Source organism: Duganella sp. Dugasp78, assembly GCF_059491455.1.
The window spans coordinates 6856366-6876843 of record NZ_CP168506.1 but is presented as its reverse complement, the minus strand read 5'-3'; the positions used below and the strand labels follow the sequence as shown (position 1 = coordinate 6876843).

The following is a 20478-nucleotide window of genomic DNA, read 5'->3' as shown; positions in this document are numbered from 1 at the left end:
AGATACAGCACAGTTTATAAAGATAAAGACATGACAGCCACAATCAAAATCCTGCTGGTCGACGACCATCCCCTGGTGCGCGACGGCCTGCGCGCGCGGCTGGAGGCGATGCCGCAATTCCAGGTGGTGGCCGAGGCCGGCGGCGCGGCCGAGGCGCTCGAGCAGGCCGCCCAGTGCGACGTCGACCTGGTGCTCATGGACATCAACATGCGCGGCACCAACGGCATCGAAGCCACGGCCCAGTTCAAGCAGGCGTTTCCGCGCATCGCGGTGCTGATCCTGTCGATGCACGACAAGCTGGAATACGTGTCGCAGGCGATCCAGGCCGGCGCGCGCGGCTATGTGCTCAAGGACGCGCCCGGCAAGGACATCGTGGTGGCGATCGAGACCGTCATGTCCGGCGGCATCTACTACAGCGCCGCGCTGGCGCGCCAGCTGGCCCAGCCGCACACCCAGGACAACCAGCTGACCTCGCGCGAGCACGAGGTGCTGCGCCACATCGCCAACGGCGAATCGAACAAGCAGATCGCCCGCGCGCTCGACCTCAGCGTGCGCACCGTGGAAACCCACCGCCTCAACATCAAGCGCAAGCTGGGCATCGAGGGGCAGGCCGAGCTGATCCGGTTTGCGGTGCAGCACGTGCAGTAGGCGGGGCGGCCAGCGCCATCCTGTTGTAAATACAGAGTATGGCTTCTAATTCCATTAAGCAATTTTTAACAGTGCGTGTTTGTGCGGCAATATCTGCTATATTCCTGCACCGCCTACGTATTTGCAATCGTATAAAAGAAAACGTTTCGCGCGCGATAATTGGTCTTATACTGGTCGTATTGATAATAACAATACTGCAGGAAGGTAATTGATTGTCTAATGTCAATACTTGATCTAAGATTGCGTGCACAACCTTCAATGAGATATTGATGTCTGCGCCTGAAACTAGCATGTTTCCACTGGTGGAATTACAAGCGGTGTCCAACGCTCACAACGAGTGGGTGGCACTGACTTTTGAATTATCCGCGGACTCGGGCGACGCCTTCCAGGCGGCGCTGACCTTGCTCAAGACGCCCGACGTGTTCGCCGCGCTGGCGCCGCTCGACTGCATCCTGCCGGTGGCCCATCCGGCGCAACTGGAACTGTCCCAACTGGCCGAGCTGCCGCCCAACCGCGTGATCCTGCGCGTGCCGGCCGAGGCCTGCGCCGAGATCCCGGTGCAAAAGAAACTGTCCTCGTATGCCGACGCCGGCTACCGCATCATGGTCGAAGGCGTGGCCGGCATGGGCGCCACCCTGTGCGGCGCCAAGTCGCTGATGGTCGACGCCGCGCTGACCATGCCGCCGGTGCTGGCGCTGGTGGCCCAGCCGGGCCCGCACCTGGCCACCGGCATGCACAGCGAACAGCGCATCGCCGAATGCGCCGAGGCCGGCTTCAGCTGGTTTGCCGGCGACTTCGCCCTGCATCCGCCGCAAGACATGAACGCCGGCGACGGCACCTCGCGCAAGCGCCTGCTGGCGCTGCTGGGCCTGCTGGCGCGCGACGCCGACTCGCGCGAGCTGGAAGTGCTGCTCAAGCAGGATCCGGCGCTGTCCTACCATTTGCTCAAGCTGGTGAACTCGGCCGCGTTCGCGCTCAGTTCGCCGATCCACAGCTTCAGCCAGGCCATCAACGTGCTGGGCCGGCGCCAGCTGCAGCGCTGGTTGCAGCTGCTGCTGTACGCGCGCCAGCAGGAGGACGGCATGTCCAACCCGCTGCTGCCGCTGGCGGCGGTGCGCGCCGCGCAGATGGAAGGCTTGAGCAAGGCGCTCGGCTGGGAGCGCGACCAGCAGGACATGGCTTTCGTGGCCGGCGTGTTCTCGCTGCTGGACGTCTTGCTGGGCATGCCGATGACGGAAATCGTCGCCGCGCTCAGCCTCGACCTGGACGTGGTGATGGCGCTGCTGGACCGCGCCGGCCCGCAGGGGGAACTGCTGGCGCTGGTGGAGCGCCACGACCGCGCCGGTCTGGAGCAGGCCGGCATCGACCACGAGACCTACTGGCAAGCGCAGCTGCAGGCTTACCACTGGGCGATCCAGGTGAGCAGGAATATCTAAGCCATGGTCGCGCACCCCCTCTCCGATTTCCTGAGCAACAGCGCGGCCTTGTGCGACGCGGTGTTGCGCTTGCGCGGAGCGGCGCTGGCCGAGGAGCTGGGGCGCATCGTGCGCAGCGTGATGAACAGTCCGCTGGGCGAATTCCTGCCGGCCGACACCCACGCCATGCTGCTCAAGCCGCCGGTGATCGAGGTGCTGGCCGCCAATGACGACGCGGTGCCCAGCCTGACCCAGGACATCCTGTTCGACGACGAATACTTCGGCCGCTTCGTGGTCTCCGGCCGCGCGCAGTACAGCTCGCTCGACCGCGAGCACCTGGCCAGCCTGGCCAACCTGGCCGGCAGCGTGCTGCAGGTGCACGCGCTGGCGCAGCGCTCCACCCACGCCTACGTGCAGGTGGAATCGCAGCTGCAGCACCAGGCGCAGATCCTCGACCACATCCATGAGTCGGTGCTGACGATGGACATGAACGGCTTCATCATCAGCTGGAACAAGGGCGCGGAGCGCCTGTTCGGCTACAGCTCGGTGGAAGCGGTGGGGCGCAACATCCTGTTCCTGTACCACGACGAGGACGAAAGCTTCGACGACACCTTCCTGGAGCAGGGCGGGCGGCTGATGGAAGTGCGGCGCAAGAAAAAGTCGGGCGAAGTATTCTGGGCCAGCCTGTCGCTCTCGCCGCTGCGCGACATCAACGACCGCGCCATCGGCCTGATCGCCTACCTGACCGACATCACCGAACGCAAGATGGCGGAAGAGCGCATCCACCACCTGGCCTACTACGACGCGCTGACCAACCTGCCCAACCGCTCGCTGCTGACCAAGCTGGTCGACCAGGCCCTGACGGTAGCCCAGCGCAGCAAGCTGCACGGCTGCGTGCTGTTCATCGACCTCAACCGCTTCAAGCTGATCAACGACACGCTGGGCCGCAAGATCGGCGACGAGCTGCTGTGCGAAGTGGCGCGCCGCTTCCGCGCCGTGCTGCGCGACCAGGACCTGGTAGCACGGCTGGGCGGCGACGAATTCGCGGTCGGCCTGTTCGACATCGGCCAGCATTTCGAGGCCAGCATGGTGGCGCAAAAGCTGCTGGGCACCTTGAACACGCCGATCCTGATTGACGGCCACGACCTGCGCGTGGGCGGCAGCATCGGCATCAGCGTCTACCCGCAGGACGGCGGCGACGCCGAGACCCTGCTGCGGCTGGCCGACATCGCCATGTACCGTGCCAAGCAGGAGGGTGGTGCGGAAGGCGACCACGTCGCCTTCTACAGCCAGGACATGAACCAGGGCATGCAGGAGCGCATGCGGATCGAATCGGGCCTGCGCCACGCGCTGGGTCACGGCGAGCTGCTGTTGCACTACCAGCCCAAGTTCAGCATCGACAGCGGCAAGATCATCGGCGCCGAAGCGCTGGTGCGCTGGCGCCATCCGGAGCGCGGCCTGGTGCCGCCGGCGGAGTTCATCCCATTGGCCGAGGCCACCGGGCTGGTGGTGCAGGTCGGCGAATGGGTGCTGGAAGCGGCTTGCGCGCAGGCCAAGGTGTGGAAGGACGCGGGGCTGCCGCCGATACGGCTGGCGGTCAATGTGTCGGCGCGCGAATTCACGTCGGCGTTGCCGGGGCGGGTGCAGGAGACGCTGGTGCGTTATGGCCTGGAGCCGACCTGGCTGGAATTGGAGATCACCGAGAGCACGCTGATGCACAATATCGACCGGGTGATCGGCATCATGGACCGCATCACGGCGCTGGGTGTGACCTTGTCGCTGGACGATTTCGGGACCGGGTATTCGAGCTTGTCATACCTGAAGCGCTTCCCGATCGACACCTTGAAGATCGATCGCTCGTTCACCATCGGCATACCGGCGGATGCCAATGATTGTGCGATTGCGAACACCATCATCAGTATCGCGCAGCAGCTCAAGCACAAGGTGATTGCCGAGGGCGTTGAGACGGTGGAGCAGCTGGCGTTCTTGAAGAATTCGGGTTGTGACGAGGTGCAGGGGTATCTGTTCTCGCGGCCGCTGGAGGCGGAAGCGTTCGAGCAGGCGCTGCGCGAGAACTGGACGCCGGGGCAGGCCAGCCGGGCTGCTTGAGGGGGCATCGACGGTTTTGGCACCCAAGCAGGGGTGAAATCTGTATAATGCTGCACACTTAGGAAGCGTGGCCGAGTGGTTGAAGGCACTAGTCTTGAAAACTAGCGACGGGTTAAACTGTTCGTGAGTTCGAATCTCACCGCTTCCGCCAAGAAACAAAGAAACCGCCCTCGTGGCGGTTTTTTGTTTCTTGGCGGAAGCGAGCAGAGCGCCTGCGCGCTCTGCGTGTGAGATTCGAAGGGCATGGCCCTGCAGGGCCATCCCGCTCCGAATCGTCCGATTGCTGCCGCGCCGCGGCAGCCTCGCGCGCCGAGGGCGCGCGTGCGTCGCCATTAACTTCCCAGCATAGTGGCCAGCGGCCCTCAAACCCTCCCAGTAGTAATTCTGCAACGCAACAAATGTCCGATTGCCGGAACTGACACCGTGCACTTCTGCGCTTCAATTCTTCCTTTCAATTTTGCTTTGATGGCCGCTTTGCCGAGCGCTTGGGGCCCTTCTGGGGAGCCGCTTACCTCGGGTATTGCGCACCCCGACTACTGGCTATTTGCTCAGGTTTCATAAGGAGGGACGGTGGGATTTCGTCAGTACGCTTTATGGTGTATTGTTGATACCAGGCATTCTAATTCCAACTTGGAAATTGTTAAATTAGATTTTTTCGCGATATTGAGTTTTATATTTTTATAGGAATAATATGTCTGATTTATTGCAGCGACATTTACAGCTTCAAGCGGAAAAGCAAAATAATTTAAAGCTACTTGAAAGTCAATGGAGTTTTGATAAGCAATTAATACCAAAGGTGTTGCAACAAGTAGCCCAACTTTTCCCCCATTATAGCCGTCACGATCAATCTCATAGTGAGCAAATACTTGTCAATATAGAGCGATTGCTTGGCGAACAACGTATTGGCATGCTAAGCGCGACAGATACGTGGTTATTATTGGAATCTGCATATTGGCATGATATAGGAATGGTAGTTCCTAACAAATCGCTTAAAGAAGCACTGGATAGCTCTGAATTTAGAGCTTACATAGAAAATATTGCTGGCGATATTTCTCATGAATTGCATAAATTCGCAAAGTATTTTGATGGGGATGATTTAACGAAGGTTTTTTCCGGAGCCGATAATCCATTGGATGCGGTAAGGAAATTCCGATTGCTTATGGCTGAATGGTTTCGCAGGCAACATCCGGATCGCTCGGAAAAATCAGTCAATGACCCATGGAACGAATTGGGTTTGAGCTCGCCGCGAACTGAATTGATACCTAAGCGGCTTTATCGGATACTTGGTCGAGTATGCGCACTACACGGCGCCTCATTTGAGGACGTTTTGGCACAACTCCCCCATAAAGAAGTGGGCATGTCGAACGACGATTGTCACCCTCGTTTCGTCGCCTGCTTACTTCGATTGGGTGACTTACTGGATATGGATGACAATAGATTTTGTCCTGTTATGCAGCAGATAGCTGGTGACCGCCCAGCATTAAGTAAAGCACACGAAGATAAGCACAGCAGCATTCGCCACTTTCGCCTAGACTCAGACCGCATAGAAATCTCCGCTATATGTGAATCTGTTGATGGATATTTGGAGCAGTGGCGTTGGCTAAATTATTTGAGAGACGAGATGCAGTCTCAAATGGGGCGGTGGCAGGATATTGCACCATCTGCGGCGTTAGGGCTTTTACCGACGCTAGGTGAGATAAAAGTTGATATTTCTGGAAGGCAACTTATTGCAAAACCCGGTGAGCGACCTGAATTCACTTTGAACTCTGAGCGAATAATGAAATTGCTTCAAGGTGAAAATTTATATCGAAAAACTGATTCCGTTCGTGAGTTATTGCAGAACTCAGTCGATGCCACATTGCTGCGTGTATGGCTGGAAAGTCAAAGGGAAGGTGATGCTATACCAAGTATTCCTCATGAGGCGGCGGAAAAATATTTCAAGAGATATCCTATTTCCATAATGATAGAAAAGCAAGAAGTAACAAATGAGGATCTTCTGGCAGATCAAATTAGATGGAAATTTGTTCTGCGTGACAAAGGAATTGGAATAAGTCAGGAAGATTTAAATTGCATCATGAATGTTGGTAGTTCTTCAAAAAACAATAAAAAGAAAGCTGATATGCGCGGAATGCCAGAATGGTTTAAACCTTCTGGTACATTTGGAATTGGCTTGCAAAGCGTGTTTATGTGGGCTGACGTTGTCTTGATAGAGACAAAAAATCTGCATACTCAAGAAAGCCTAAATATTTCTCTCCACAGTCCTTCTGGTGAAAAAAGAGGTTTGGTCACAATCGAATTGGCAGATAACTCTTTCTATCGCGACGTTGGAACAAAGATTAGCTTTATATGGACTGCCGAGCGGCATCCAAAGAGGTTTTCGATTTCATCAGATCAAGAACTGACCAGTGCTGCCTACCGTACTTATGACGATTTATTGGATGGGGAATTGCCTTTAGACGCTCTCAATATGTGTGATGCTGTTAAGAGTTTTTCTTCTGGCTCATTTATTGACATAGCCTGCGAGCTCAGGGTCCCAGGAAAAGCTCCATTTTCTTTTTCTTCTGAAAATGGGATAAAAGACTTCTCGGAACATTTTTATACTGAAACCAATAGTAAGTTCTGTGTTTTTGAAAAGGATAGACGTATAAATAGCTTGTATTTTAGAGGGCAAAGCGTTGAAGACGCAAAGATCGCTTCTTATTACCTATTTGATTATTCTATGGACTTGTATTCCGGGCAGGCGAGCGAGTATTTGACGTTCAGTAGAAATGGCGTTGCTAATGATGGTAGGAATGAAATTGAAAAATTAATCAGAAAAAATATTTTCCTATGGGCGAATAAAAATTCTGATAATATAAAATTTAAAGGCCTAATATCCTTATTGGCGGAATTTTGGAAAAATATTAATGATGAGGAACTGCCAGAAAACCAAGAACTTTGGAGCAAATTATCTCTAGCATTGGGGGATTTTTGGAAGAACTTATCGTGTTCGGCTTGGGCCGGTAGAGGTTTGTCAAAAGAATCGACATTTAAAAAGGAGTTGATTGATGGAAGTTATATTTATCTAGAGCGCGATTCAAAAGATATAAAATTCCACTTGAGCAGGACTGAAAGAGTGGTTTATGGATACTATCAGCACTTGGAAATTTATGAGTATTGTGCAAAAAGTTGGTGTGAAAATAAGTTGCACGGCATTCGGTATGTTGTGACTAATTTAGGAAGGAAATCTTCGCGAGAAAAATGTGTTCTAATGCAGTTGGTTACGATAACTGAAAATCAGTCCAGATTGCAAATTGACCGAGACGCGTTAATCCTAAGAATGGAAAATGTCGTAAAAAACGTGCAGAGACGAACTCGGTTGCTAATTCCCTTGTCCATATTTCCTAATTCGTTAGAATTGGAGGGGTTGATTTTACGTCCCTCCATAACCTCAACAAGGTTTTCTTACGTTCTCCCTTGGGTTCCCGATGTTCCTGTTCGGCATATATTATTGCCATTTGAGGTGAAGGCCAATAAAAGATTCGTTGTTAGTGTCGAATTGGAAAGGCTGGATGAGTTCTTACAGTTTGCTCATTCCAACCTGGAAAGAAAAACGGAGTTAGTCAGAGTGAGAGAGCTGTATGCAAGGTTAGTTAGTTACATAGATAATGAGCTGATGAAGGATTCTGATGTCTGGAAGGAGGCTCGAAAAACGACGAACCCAGCAATTATTCGTTGAAAGTGCTCATAGGCGGCTGATGGATCATCTGGAGTACTCCGAGAAATCCAGGCAACCATGCGAGAGCCATCAAGCGTGTGTGGACAACTGCACAAGGCGGAAGAGTGAAGCTGCGGGGGCTGGTCTGCGCGGCGATGCTGTCAAGGAGTAGGAAATGGAATTTACCTTTAAGCGCAACTATCAACTGTCCGGCGCGGATGGAAATCAGGATGAATTAATCGAGCGCTTGGGTGAGGGCGGGTGTGAGACGCACTGATTGGCATAGGCGTACCGGGCCGGATAGCGCTTGAATTTACGAGGGAAGCAAACTCCGCCTTTGACGCGCTGACCAGTGCACTGACCGACGTAAGGCAGACCATGCCATCTGCCAAACTCATCGAGGCAGCCCAGACCTGGTCGGTCTGACCGACATCAGGGACGCGGTTGGCGTGACGCGTCAAAACATGCGCAAACTAGCGGTGACTAATCTCTCGACTTTTCCCACGCCTGTTCATGCGGGGAACTTGTCCTTGTGGCATTTGGTCGATGTGCTCCATTGGCTGAGAAGAAAAGCGGCCTACAACATCGCTCCTGGCGCTCTTGAAGTAGCGGAGGTGGCGAAGCAAATTAATTTGGCTAAAGGCGCCAGGCAAATCGAGCCTGCGGTTGCGGACTCGATGCAGGCTTGGTTCTCCTAGCCAAGAAGTCTTGATCGAACGCTCGGACTTGCCCCAGCCATTCCGCTGCCAACCAAGACGCGCGAAAGCGCGCCGATAAGTTCAGGGGGCACTATGCCAGAAATAACAAAATCTCGGTATTTATATATAAGTGCCGCGTTTTTGTGTAATTTTCCGATGTGAGTCCAGATCATGCCAACCTGATTCTGATGCTTGCCCAGTCGAATGGCCTGCTGCCCACGCGCGATGTAGATGTGTGCCTGCGGGGCAGCGTCGCTACCGCAAAGATTGACCATGAACGTGTAACACCGCAGCCGCGCGATCACATCGTGACAAACTGCGCATTTCCCCGTCAAGCCAGATGATATTCTAGCCAAATGGCTACAAACATAACATTACCCCCGGCTCGCCTCACACCTCGCCTGCTCGTTATCAGCCGAGGCAGCGCTTGAAACTCGCGCCAGGAAGTCCTGATCGCGCGAAAGCGCGCCGATAAATTCAAACATTGAGCTCGCGACCAACCATGGATCGACTATTTACCACCATTGGCAGAATCAACAGCATCCTGCTGCTCGTCGTCCTTCTCGGCGCTGGCGCCTGCATCGGCTGGATGGCGTTGGCCAGCAATCGCTGGGAGCATCGCGGTGCCGTTGAAGTTCCTGAAGCCGACTCTGCTTCGAAGCAATCGGTGATGTTGAACTTTGACCGGATTGAAAGCATCACCGGTGCAAACGCACAGATGCTGCGGCTGACCACCCACGAAAAATCTCCGAAATTCTCGTCCGGCTATGGCGGAAGTGAAATTCGAAATGTCTTGTTCCTGACTGGGACCGCAAAGACCGCGCGATGGCTGTTCAAGGACCACAAGAACATCATTCTGAACGTATCACAACTTCAACCCAAGCCAGCCGACCCCGTGGAGAGAACCGAGCAGCCGACCAAAGCACTGTACTTCGAATACGTCACGGACGACACCAATGGAGACGGCAAACTTTCCTCGGACGATCACTCAAACGTGGCCCTGACCATGCAGGACGGTACTGGCTTTACCGAGGTTTTGCATAACGTGGATCGCGTCTTCTCGTTTGAAGTGCTCGACCCCATGCATCTCTCGGTCATATATCAAAAGGGCGCAACGGTACGGCACGCCAAGTACTTGCTGACGACACTAAAGCTGGAAGTTGATCAGGAAATCATAACGATACCGAGCAAACTTTAACGCTCCAGCCAAGGGGAAAATGCATGGGCGCTGACGACTTCAGTGCAATGCGGCGCGCACCAGCATGCCGCTGCGTGTTTCATGGTGCGCGTCCGCATGCCGATCAATCTTGCTGAGAACGACGCGCGGTAGGCTGATGTTGATGCGTTTTGGCTTGCTATCGAGTTCTTCAAGGTCGACTTGAACGGCTTCTCGCACGTTTTTCAGAGCGTTTTCTCCCCGCCCTGCTTCCGTTGGTCGTCGCGCGCGCGGGAGGCCTTGGTTTTTGTCGGCGGCGCTGGTGTCGCTATGGGGGCTTCGTCGATGACCGCGACGAAGCCGGTGCCCTGGGCTTGCAGCACCTGCTTCAGCTCGATCTCCGGCTTGTCGTCGGCCACCCGGTTCAATTCCTGCTCCAGCGCGGCCAGCGTCGCGCCGACGATGAATCTGTACCTGGACATTTTTGCTCTCCCTCATTCGGTTGGTCAGCAATGCGCGCAAGGGTCCCTTTGCGTCTTGCAGCAAGTGTCGATGACCTCGTAGTGACACAGGACGAACGCCCGCACGATCTGGTGGTCCAGGTCTTCGAAGGTCAGCGTCGCCGTGTGGTGGTGGTGCCCGTGGCCGATCGGCCCGATCTCCACCTGGCCGACGCCGTGGTACAGGTCAGGCCAGTCCGCGCTGTGGACGCAGTTCAGCTCCACTTCATCGCAGCCCTCTTGCTCCCGGTCGCCGTGCCGTAAGGTGATCTCCACCAGGCGGCCGTCGGCGATGTCGTCGTGCGCACAGGGACAAGCGCCGATGGGCGGACAGCCATGGGCCTGCTCATCGGTCTCGAACAGCAGCGCCAGCTTGGTCACCCGCAGCGCGGGATTGCCCGGCAGGTAGGGGAACAGCTTGCGGTCGAGCCGCAGCGACATGCTGCGCTCGCCGTGACGGTCCTGCTGCGCGTGACGGAACCTTTCCCACACATCGGGGAAGTCGCGCCGCAGATCCAGATAGATCCAGCCATTGCCGGGCAGTTTTTCGCGGGCGCTGGCGCGGGCGGCGTTGCGCAAGGCATCGCCGCCTTCGCGGGCGGTGTAGTTCATGTGCATGACCACATCGCTCAGGCTGTCCATGTCGAAGAAGTTATTCTCCGGCGGCATCTCGATGCGCCAGCAACTGGTGGCGCCATAGAATTCGAACGGCAGCAGGCGCTCGTCGCGGAAGTTCAGTTCGAACAGGCCGGCGTCGCTGCGCCCGGAAGAGGTGGCGATCGCCTCCCGCGCGCCGAAGTGCCGCGCGATGCGCCGGTCGTTGCCGTGCGCCTCGTAGTGCTCATGCGCTTCGTGGCAGCAGCCACAAGGCCCGACCGGATGGTCGCCGCAGCAGCCGGTCACGGGGCAGGGCAGGCTGGGGTTGACGCGGGTGCGGCTGCCCAGCAGCGTGAGGCGGCAATGAATGCCGGTGTATGGCCCGGTCACGCACGGTATCGTCAGGCTGACACTCTTGATGCGCCGCATGTAGTGGCCCGCGTAGTCCATATCGAACATCCATTCCGGCAGCTCGATTTCGCAGCAGCCGGTGATTTTCAGCCGCAGGAATTGCAGGGGGAAATGCATCGCCAGCGAAATATGCTTGGTCAGCTCGTACTCGCGGCGGTGGCAATCGAGGTAGTCCGCCTCCATGCGCTGCAACGCCAGCTGCAGGCGCTCTCCGGACAGCAAGCCCTCATGCAGGTTGTCCCACTGTTCGCCGTCGAGGAAATTGCGGTTGGCGTAGCCCAGCTCGAAGTTGAGCGCGCGCTGGCTTTCCAGCACCAGATGCCGCGCCAGCTCGTACATCTGCCAGTGCAGCGCCGCCGTTTCTTTTTGCAGGTGCAGATACAGTTCGTGGCTGGTGAACTTGTCGCGCAGCAGGTCCTGCATCTCGCGCGATTGTTCGAGCTGGCGCTGCTGGATGTCGAGCTCCTGCAACGCCAGGCTCCTGCGCCGCTCGGCACCAAGTATCTGGATTTCCATCTGCTCGATCTCGATGTCCAGTATCTCGACCTGGTGCACCCATTCGTCGAGGCGGCGCTGCCATCCGGCTTGCGTCAGGTCGAGCGAGCCGTTGATGCCGGCGATGCCGGCAAATTCATTGGTGATGCGCGCTATCGTCTGGAACATTTCGCCCAGCTTGCTGCCCAGCGGCAGCCAGGTTTCCTCGCACGGGAAGCCGACGAACAGGTCCGGGATCAGGCGCATCGCCTCGCCGACGGCCTCGATCGGTATCGCCGCCGAGTTCAGGTCGATGGCGGTGTTGCTGTTGCTCTGATAGCCCAGCTCGCCGAAGTTGAGGCCGAGGTCGATCAAGCGCTTGTAGTAGCGCCGGTTGGTCTGGCTCACTTCCTTGGTCTTGCCCAAGGCCTTGATCTGCCAGTCGGCATCGCGCCACTGGTCCTGGCGCGCCTTGATGTTCATGTCGGCCAGTTGCAGCTCGTGCCGGGCGCGCACGGCGGCGAGGTATTCGGCGTCGCCACGGTCGAACGCGGACAGCAGCGCGGTGCCCAGCTCGCGCACGCGCGCCACCGCTTCCTGGGCCTTTTGCGCCAGCACCTGGAAGCGGTAAGGGCTGTGCGGCGCGCAGCATAGCTCGTCGTCGCAGCAGGACGGCGGCGCGGCCGCGCAAGCGCCCTGGTCGGCGCCGGGGCCGCAGTCGCAGGCGTTCGCGCCCCAGTATGGCGGACGGCAGGTCGCCGCGCTGTTGCGCAGACGGGCATCGGTCAGGCAACGATGCACCAGGTCGAGGCCGTCCTGCACGCGGCCGTACAAATCCATCAGGCGCGGATTCAGAGGCGGGTTCAGCGGCACAAAGCTCGACACCGTTTGCTGCGGCGCTTGCGCATGGCTGACCACCGTGCGTGGACAGGGGCCGAGTATTGCCGCGGCGGTGTCGAGGACCAGCCGCGCCTGTTGTGCCGATTCGGCCGAATTCCTGCGCATCAGCGCTTGCGACCAGGCCACCAGCGTGTCGAGATAGTGCAGCAGGATGGCGCGATTGCGGGCCTCGTCGGCGGTGATGTCGGTGCTGTCGCAGCACATCGCGGGCGCGATGGCGTGTCGCCGGCCTGGCGCGCGGTCTGATGTGTCGGGCAACGGCTGCCCCGGTGGCGCTTCGCTGGTTTCGCAATGCACCCAGCTGTTGTCGGAGGTCAGGGGATTCCATACCAGCTGGTACCACTTCAGCGCCGGCTCGAAGCGGCAATGGCAGCGCAGCACGTTCGCCACCGCCAAGGCCGGGCTGAATGGCGAGTCCGGGAACAAGCGGTCGCCGGGTTCGACGTAGGCGAAGTAGGGATAGGCCGGCAAGCCTGCGGGATACGGGCTGGGCGATGCGGGCGGATCTTCCACCAGCGGCAGGGGGACGCTGTCGTCGCTGGCCAGGTCGTAGCGGAAGCCCGGCTGGTCGGCGCCGTTGTAGCCGGTGGGGACGACGCCGTTCGATACCGCGAACGTCAGCGAATCGCCCACGCGGCCGAGCAGGTCGAGGTCGGACGTGGTGCCGGGTGTGACCTGCACGGCGGCGTGGGAACGGCGCGGCTGCTTGAACTCGCCGTTGTGGACTCTGGTCCAGGCCAGCCGCACGGCCGGCGCAGATTTCCAGGCCAGCAGCGTGGGCAGGCTTTGCTCGTCGTGCCAGCGCGTCGAGGCTTGCGTGCCGGTGTCGTAGTATTCGTCCTGGTCGAGCGCGTTGTAGACGTCGGACGGCAGCAGCCAGAAATAATATTCGTCGACCAGCGGCGGATGCTCGCAGCCGCATTCGCTGCAACAGCCCGGCTGCGGGTGGAAATCGCTTGGCGCAAAAGCCATCTGCGCGGGCGGCACGCCACCGGCCGCCACGCGGACGAAACGCGTGCCGAGGCGGATCGCGGCCTGTATCCAGAGCGGTAGCTGGTCGTAATCCGCTGGCGCGCCGTTGCCGTTGCTGGTGGCGCGGCTAATGCCGGGCACGCCGTCGCCGCCACCGTTGTCACCATTGCCGCCATCGCCATCGCCACCGCCATCACGCCCGTTGGATAACCCGCCCACGGGCGCCAGCCATGACGGGCGGGCGTCGCGTTCCGGTGTGCCGAGCACGCCGAGCCCTTCGCGCTCCGGCGCCAGCCGGCGCAAGGCCGAGGCGTCGCGCTGCTGCAGCAGCTTGACGGCCGGATGCACCGGCGGCAGGTTCTCCGGCCAGTATTCCAGCCCGCCCGGCGCGGCGATGGTCAGTGTCGATCGGCGCAGCTCGGCTTCCAGCAGGCGATAGGCTTCGATCTTGCGCGCCTTGCGCAGCTCGTCCCATTCGATCCAGTTTTCCTGGTAAAGCATCCTGCAGCGGCATTTTTCCCAGACGCTGTAACGCTCGAATTCGCGCTCCCACAGCCGCGCGAAGGCGGCGCTCACGGGCCAGGCCGGCTCCAGGCCCAGTCGGGCGCGCTGGATGAAGTTCTGCGCCGCCGTGACTGCCTCTTCGATGCGGCTCATGTGGATGCAGCGGCCCGCTTCGATGTCGAGCAGCAGCAGCGCGCCCAGATCCTTGGGCGTCTGCGCGGTGCCGCCCCACGGCAGGGCGACCCGGTCCATGCCGCACAGGTAGGCGAGCAGCGCGGCGCGCGCGCGGTCGCGCAAGCCGTCGTTGACGCATTTGACGTCCAGGTAGCGGCGCGGCTCGCCGTTTTCGAAGCAGCCGTCGCACAGGAAGGCCGACAGATTGGCGTTGCCGCTCGCCAGCTCGCCTGCGACGTTGTCTTCCGGCGCGTCTGAGGCCCACAGGTCGGGGCGGGCGGCGCGGATGTCGCGCGACGCGAAGTGGCGCTCCAGCGCGCGCGCCCAGCGGTCGGCGTGCCAGGCGCGGATGGTCCAGCGGTCATCCTCCAGGTCGCTGAAGCCGACCTGGAACACCGGCGTCGCCATGTCCTGGAAGTAGCGCAGCGCGAGGTCGGCGTGGCGCAGGTCGATGTCCAGGTGGCGCAGCAGCTGGGCCGGCGCGTCCGGTTGTTTTTCCAGCGCCTCCTCGAACACCAGCCACGCCGGTCGCTCGGCGGCGCGCTGGCGGTCGCGGCGCATGCGGGTGTAGTCGAACATGCGCTCCCACCAGTCGAACAGCGCCTGCCGACGCTTGATGCTGGGCTGGGCGCGCTGGTCCTGCGCCGGGGCGGGCGGATAGTAGACGTCGAGCAGCGGCAGGAAATTGAAGTTGAAATCGGCGTCGTGGCGGACGAAGCCCGGTGCCCGGTAGTAGCTGACGCCAGCAAACAGCGCGGACTGGTCGAGCATGTAGCCGAGCTCGGATTGCCGGAACGGTTGCAGCGGCTGGCCGGATAGTTCGAAGCGCTGCGCAAACAGCAGCGCCTTGAAGGCGCGCTGGTAGGTGCGGCGCATATCGCGCAGGCTGCTGGTGTAGTGCAGCTTGAGCGCCGTGGCGGCCAGGCTGCCCTCGGGCAGCTGGACGCCGTCGCGCAGCGTGTCGTCCTGGCGCTCGCGGTACAGGCGCCGCAAGGGCAGGGTTTCGTGCCGTCCGCCGGTGTCCGGCCCGGCGTATTTGACTTGGAAGCCGGTGTGCTGCGGGAACAGATCGTCGACGCCGCGGAAGTCCGGCGGCGGCTGCATGAACTCCACCGTGATGCCGTAGGCGCCGCGCCGCAGCGGCAGCTGCGTCTCGGCCTGGCCATGCTCGTCCGGCCAGCGATGGCTGAGCAATATCCAGGTTTTCTGTCCGCGCTTGAGCGTCACGCGCCAGTGGCCGTGCTTGCAGCGCTCGTGGTCGGCATGCTCGCCTTCCGGCGTCGGCGCGCCGGCGCTGAATTCATAGCGGCCCTCGTCTTCCACCAGCAGCACGCCGGACCAGCTGGCGGAGAAGCTTTCGGCGCCGTGCAATTGCTTGCCATGCTGGTCCTGCAACGCGAAGCCGTTGCGCAGTTCGACGTAGCGCAGCTGGGTGGCCGGCAGCGTCAGGTCCATCGCCGGCAGCACGGTCGGCACGGGCGCGTTGAGCCGGTCGCGCTCGTGGCCGAAGGCGCGCATCGGGCCGCGCACCTCGCGCCACGCGAGATCGCCGTTGGCGCGCCGCAGCTCGCCGCTCAGGCCGGTGCCGGCCAGGCCGAGCAGGGCGGCGAAGGCGCCGCCGGACGGCAAGGGCTGCCAGGTCAGGCCGGGCTGGGCGCCGCCATCGTCTTCCCAGGTCGAGGTGGCGCGGTTTTCGTCGGCAAACAGGCGCTTGAGTATCAGCCAGGCGGTCGGCTGGGCGTGCTCCCATTCGCAGCCGGTGGCGGCGGCGACGTGCCGCGCCAGATGCCCGGCGATCACGTGGCTGCGCCGCACCGCCAGCACGACATGCCGGCGGAACCAGTGCCAGCGCCGGCTTTCCTCCGGCTCTTCGATGAGGTGCTGCTCGGCGGCGGCGAGGCTGGGGAACAAACAGGCGAAAGGCGCGAGGTCGATGCGCGGCAACTGGTACAGATTGTGCACCGCCAGCTGCTCGGCGGCGTTCAGCGCGCGCAGGTGCGCCAGCTTGTCGGCCACCGCCGCGTCGCGCAGCGGCAGGTGGGTCCACAGCATCTTGTCGGCGGCGTCGTAGCGGAAGGGACCGTCGGGCGGCAGGTTCCACATGTCCGGCGTGGGCGTGGCCAGCGGCACGCGGTATTGCCGCTGCGTCGCCGTCACCGGCGTGCCCGCGTGCTCCAGCACATCGGGGAAGCAATGCTGGCCCAGCGACAGCAGGTAATCGGGGGCGCCGGCCGGGACCTCGTAGCCGAAGTCGTGGCGCAGCGTCAGCACGATGCGGTGCCAGGTCCATTCATGCAGCTGCTCGTCCGTCACCTCGACCGCGAGCAGTTCGCTGCGCAGCGACCACAGGTCGTACTGCGCTTCGTACTCCGGCAGGCCGAGCGGATCGTCGGCGGCCTCGTTGTTCGATTGCAGCGGGAACGGATCGTCGCCGTCCAGATGGTCGTCGGCGCTGAACAGGTACAGGATCTCGCCGATGCCGAACGGCGACGCGTATATCTTCGCCAGCACTTCGACCAAGCGCAGCGTGTGGGTGGGCCGCTCGAACCAGGTGTCGGTCGCCACGGCGGGATTGAAGCCGGCCAGCAGCGAGAGCGGATCGAGGTTGGCCGCCAGCAGCTTGATGAAGTGCGGTGCGCGCTGGTCGCAGCCGTGGCGCGCGCGGGCGTAATGCTGGAGCCGGTCGAGCAGGTGTTCTACCGCCCAATGCCACTTGGCTGCGGCCGGGCCAACCCACAGTGCCAGCAGGTGGCTGCGGTCGGCGCCGTGGGCGCCCGGAGCGCTGCTGCCGTCGCTCAGCTTGAGCCGCAACTGGTCGCGCAGGATCTGGAAGGCCACCAGCTGGCGGATGAAGTCGGGGTTGATGTTGGTTCCGATAAACAGCTGCAGCACTTCGCAGATGTCGCACAGCTGGGTGAAGGTGTAGCGCGCACCGCAGACCGCCTGGAGCTTGCGCCACAGCCGCAGGAAGACCGCCAGCTGGCGCAGCGCCGTGGCCTGGTCCGACGGCGCGATGAAGCGCAGGCGATAGTCCTCCATGCAGCAGGGCGGACAATCGGGGAGGGCCGTGGTTGGCGGGACCGTGGCGCGATCGGTGACGGGCACGCGGCCTTCGCCTTCGCCGTCATCATTTCCGTCGCCGTTGCCGTCGTCACCGGCCGGGACGACGACGAACTCGAAGCAGGCGGACTGCTGCAGCGCCACCAGCTCGCAATACGACAACCCTGTACGCTTGAGAAATTCCGGCAGCAGCAGCGCGATGTCCAGCCAGTTATTGCCGCCGGGGGAAGGGCTGTCGAAGCCGTAGAGTTCGTACAGCACCAGCTGGCCCGCAGTCGGCACGTTGGCGATGTCCTTGGTGAACAGCAGCGCGTATTCTTCGGGGCTGAGTCCGAGATACTCGATGGCGGTGTCGATGCGCACCGGGTAGCGCCACAGATGGCTCTGGAAGGTCGGCGCCGGCAGCGATGGATCGAGCGCGAACTCGGTGATCTCCTTGCGGAAGGTGCGCATGACCTCGAAGCGGCAGGTCTTGAAGTGTTCAAGCCAGGTGCGGTTGAGGTCGAGCGGCTGGGAATACGGCAGCATCGGCGCCGAGAAGTCGGCCTTGAGCCGGTCGTAGGCCAGTGGCTGCGCCACCGGCACCGCCGGCGAGGAATGTTCGGGCAAGGCGTCGAACAGCGTTGCCGGCTGGTGGCAGTCCGGCGCAGGGCCGCCGTCCACCGCGCACAGCAGATGGCCGGCCAGCTGGCCCGACGCGGTATCGTAGACCACGCCGGCCGGCGCCGCCGGCAGCGTCGCCGCCAGCTGCTCCAGGTTTTCGTTGACCAGGTCGATCAGCGGCAGCGGCGTGTCGGCGTTGGCCGCCGTCACGGCCAGCGTGCCCAGCGGACCGCGCCGCGCGGCCAGTACCTCGCCCAGCGTGGCGCCACCGGCCGGCGGCGGCGCATGCGGGTTGTCGCAGGTCGCCGCCGGCGACAGTTGCAGCAGCTCGTGCAGGTATTGCACGGGCCCCAGCGGCGACAGATAGCAGGGCGGGATGCAATTGAGCAGCGAACCCGGATTGACCGGCGTGTACGGACCCGGCGGCGGCGCGGCGGGCGAGCCGGTTGCCGCCGCCCTGGCATAGATGGCCGCCGCCTGCGTGTAGGCCACGGTGCCGCGCAGGGCGTCGCTGAAGTCGGCCAGGCTGAGCGGCTGGATATCGCTGGCGCTGGTGAAACCGCGCGCATACAGCGCCTCGGCCATCGAGAATGCCGGCGACAGCGTCGGCGGCAGCGCGGTGCTCGACACCACGCCGGCCAGCAGGCACAGCTCGTTGATCAGGTGGATGCGCTGCGCCAGCCATGCCTGCGCCGGCGCGTCGCCGGGGAACACGGCCTGCGCGGCGGCGGCGACGTCGGCCTCGATCAGCGGCCCGCCGCCGAAGCTGAACGGCGACCCGCTCAAGGCGGCGTACTGCGCGACAAAGGCGGCGATGGGATCGGCGGCCGGCAGGTCCAGCGCCGGCGGCGCCCCGGCCGCGGCCGGCGGCATGGCGGCGATGCCGGACGATACGTCGAAGAATTTCTGCACGTGGCGGATAAAGGCCTCGACCCGCGCCGACGGCGTGCCCGGCGCCGTGAACGGCGGCAGCAAGACCGGGTTCGGCGGCGTGCCGAACACGCCGCGCCATTGCTCGGCGCTCATCGCCGCCAGCGCCGCGACGGTGGCGATCGGGATCGCCTGGATGGCGGCGATCAGCGGCGTGTGGCTGGCGGTCAGCGCGCGCAGCACCAGCGCCAGGTAGGGCTGCGGCTGCGCCGCGAGCTCGGGCTGCCAGAACGCGCCCCCGTCCTGGCCGGGCACGTAGGCGCGCCATGCCGGATGCGCCGCCGGCAGGTTGGACGGGAAGGCCAGCCAGTCGGCGATCAGCGGCAGCACTTGCGCGTCCAGCTGGCACGGCGGCGCCAGCGTACTCGACGCCGGCCGCAAGGCCGTCAGGCGCTGCACCGCCTGCGCCGGATTGATCGCCGGCACCGGGCTGATGGTGCCGTCGTCGTAGGCCGTGGTCAGCAGCGGAAACAGCCGTTCCTGGTTGTCGCGTACCACTTGCAGGAAGCGCTGCTGGGCGCTCATCTGCCGGGGCAGTTGCGCGCCCAGCGCGTAGAAATATTCGGCTGGCACGGTGAAGGCGGGCACCAGCGGCGCGCCGCCGTTGTTGAGCAGCACGGCGGCGGACAGCACCGTGGCCTGCAGGCCGGCGGCGCCCGGATTGACCGGGAACTCCAGCAGCGCCGCTGCGGCCTGGTTGCTCATCTCTTCGCAGGCGATGGCCGCGCTCAAGGCGTAGATGAAGCGCCCCAGGCGGTCGACCTTGGCGTTGTGGACGGCGTAGTAACTGTTGAGGTTGCCCTCGAATTGCTGGCGGTTCTGCTCGATGGCGTTGCCGATGGTGCCGTCGTTGGGCGGGTTGCTGTAGAGCGCGCCGAGGTCGTCGACGCCGAAGGTGGACGAGGCCGGCGGCGCCGGCAGCGGGTCCTGCGCGCCCCAGACGATTTCGTAGGCGATGTGCAGCGACTGTTCCGGCGTCAGCCGGTCGAGCGCGGCCGGCGGCACCGGCTGCTGGTCCGCCGCCAGCACCGCCTGCACCGCGTCCTTGAGGGCCTGGAAGTTCGGCGGCGAGCCGTCGTCGTTCAATTCGATCGAGGCCAGCCCCGCCGGCACCGGACGCGGCAGCGCGAAGTACAGCGCGACGTCGGCGGCCGGATAGGCCGGGAAGGTGTCCGCCGCCGGCAGCGGGCCGGGCACGGTCTGCACATCGTAGTAGACATTCTTTTCCGACACCGGCGGGCCGCCCCGGCTGATCTCGATGCGCAGGTCGGGGGCGACGTAGTCCAGGTAGCCGGCCGGCAGCAGGCTGGCCTCGATGACCGCCGTGGCCACCGCTTCCGGCTGCGGCAGCGTCGGCGGGAACGGCGGCGGCACGGTGTAGTGCTGGACGATGCCGCTGGCTGGATCGGGCAGCCAGGGCTGGCCGGGATCGGGCGGCGGCAGGTAGACCGCCTCGCCGAGCTTGACGCCGACCTTGGGATCGCCGCACGAGAGGTCGTAGGCCGTGATGGTGAGCCCGGCGAGGTAGTCGGTGAAGTTGCCGCCCGCGGTAGGCTGGTCGGGGTGCAGGCGAATGACGATCAGGTTGGCCATGATGCGATTTCCTTTCTTGTTCCTGCTTCCATATTCT

General features: G+C 61.8%; 8 protein-coding genes, 1 tRNA gene and 1 pseudogene. 7 read left to right on the top strand and 3 right to left on the bottom strand.

What is annotated here, in order from left to right:
- Positions 1-30 precede the first annotated feature (30 nt).
- The 7 genes and pseudogenes from ACEN9O_RS30510 (at position 31) to ACEN9O_RS30480 (ending at position 9765) form a co-directional block, all read left to right on the top strand.
- Entirely contained in the window at positions 31-648 is a 618-nt protein-coding gene (locus ACEN9O_RS30510) for a response regulator (RefSeq protein WP_495615515.1), read from the top strand.
- 290 nt (positions 649-938) lie between these two features.
- The gene (locus ACEN9O_RS30505) at positions 939-2084 is read left to right on the top strand and encodes an EAL and HDOD domain-containing protein (RefSeq protein ID WP_495615514.1); all 1146 of its coding nucleotides are present in this window, start codon (positions 939-941) and stop codon (positions 2082-2084) included.
- Between the two features lie 3 nt (positions 2085-2087).
- Positions 2088-4172: a putative bifunctional diguanylate cyclase/phosphodiesterase gene (locus ACEN9O_RS30500; protein ID WP_495615513.1), complete on the top strand. Its 2085-nt coding sequence runs from the start codon at positions 2088-2090 to the stop codon at positions 4170-4172.
- 61 nt (positions 4173-4233) lie between these two features.
- Positions 4234-4323, top strand: a tRNA-Ser gene (locus tag ACEN9O_RS30495).
- 540 nt (positions 4324-4863) lie between these two features.
- The gene (locus ACEN9O_RS30490) at positions 4864-7890 is read left to right on the top strand and encodes an HD domain-containing protein (RefSeq protein WP_495615512.1); all 3027 of its coding nucleotides are present in this window, start codon (positions 4864-4866) and stop codon (positions 7888-7890) included.
- A gap of 154 nt (positions 7891-8044) precedes the next feature.
- A pseudogene (locus ACEN9O_RS30485) lies at positions 8045-8567 on the top strand (helix-turn-helix transcriptional regulator).
- Positions 8568-9069: 502 nt separating this feature from the next.
- Positions 9070-9765 carry a hypothetical protein gene (locus ACEN9O_RS30480; protein WP_495615511.1) on the top strand — a complete coding sequence of 232 codons (696 nt, stop codon included), beginning with the start codon at positions 9070-9072 and terminating at the stop codon, positions 9763-9765.
- A 39-nt stretch (positions 9766-9804) separates the two neighbouring features.
- On the opposite strand, the gene ACEN9O_RS30475 is transcribed toward ACEN9O_RS30480, so the two are convergent.
- From ACEN9O_RS30475 to ACEN9O_RS30465, 3 genes are read right to left on the bottom strand one after another with little or no spacing between them, the layout of a single operon-like run.
- The gene (locus tag ACEN9O_RS30475) at positions 9805-9963 is read right to left on the bottom strand and encodes a type II toxin-antitoxin system HicB family antitoxin (protein ID WP_495615510.1); all 159 of its coding nucleotides are present in this window, start codon (positions 9961-9963) and stop codon (positions 9805-9807) included.
- A gap of 5 nt (positions 9964-9968) precedes the next feature.
- Positions 9969-10205, bottom strand: a complete 237-nt coding sequence (locus ACEN9O_RS30470; protein ID WP_495615509.1) for a hypothetical protein — start codon at positions 10203-10205, stop codon at positions 9969-9971.
- A 24-nt stretch (positions 10206-10229) separates the two neighbouring features.
- Positions 10230-20441 (bottom strand): Tc toxin subunit A-related protein, encoded by a 10212-nt coding sequence (locus tag ACEN9O_RS30465; RefSeq protein ID WP_495615508.1) that lies wholly within the window; start codon positions 20439-20441, stop codon positions 10230-10232.
- Positions 20442-20478: the final 37 nt, after the last annotated feature.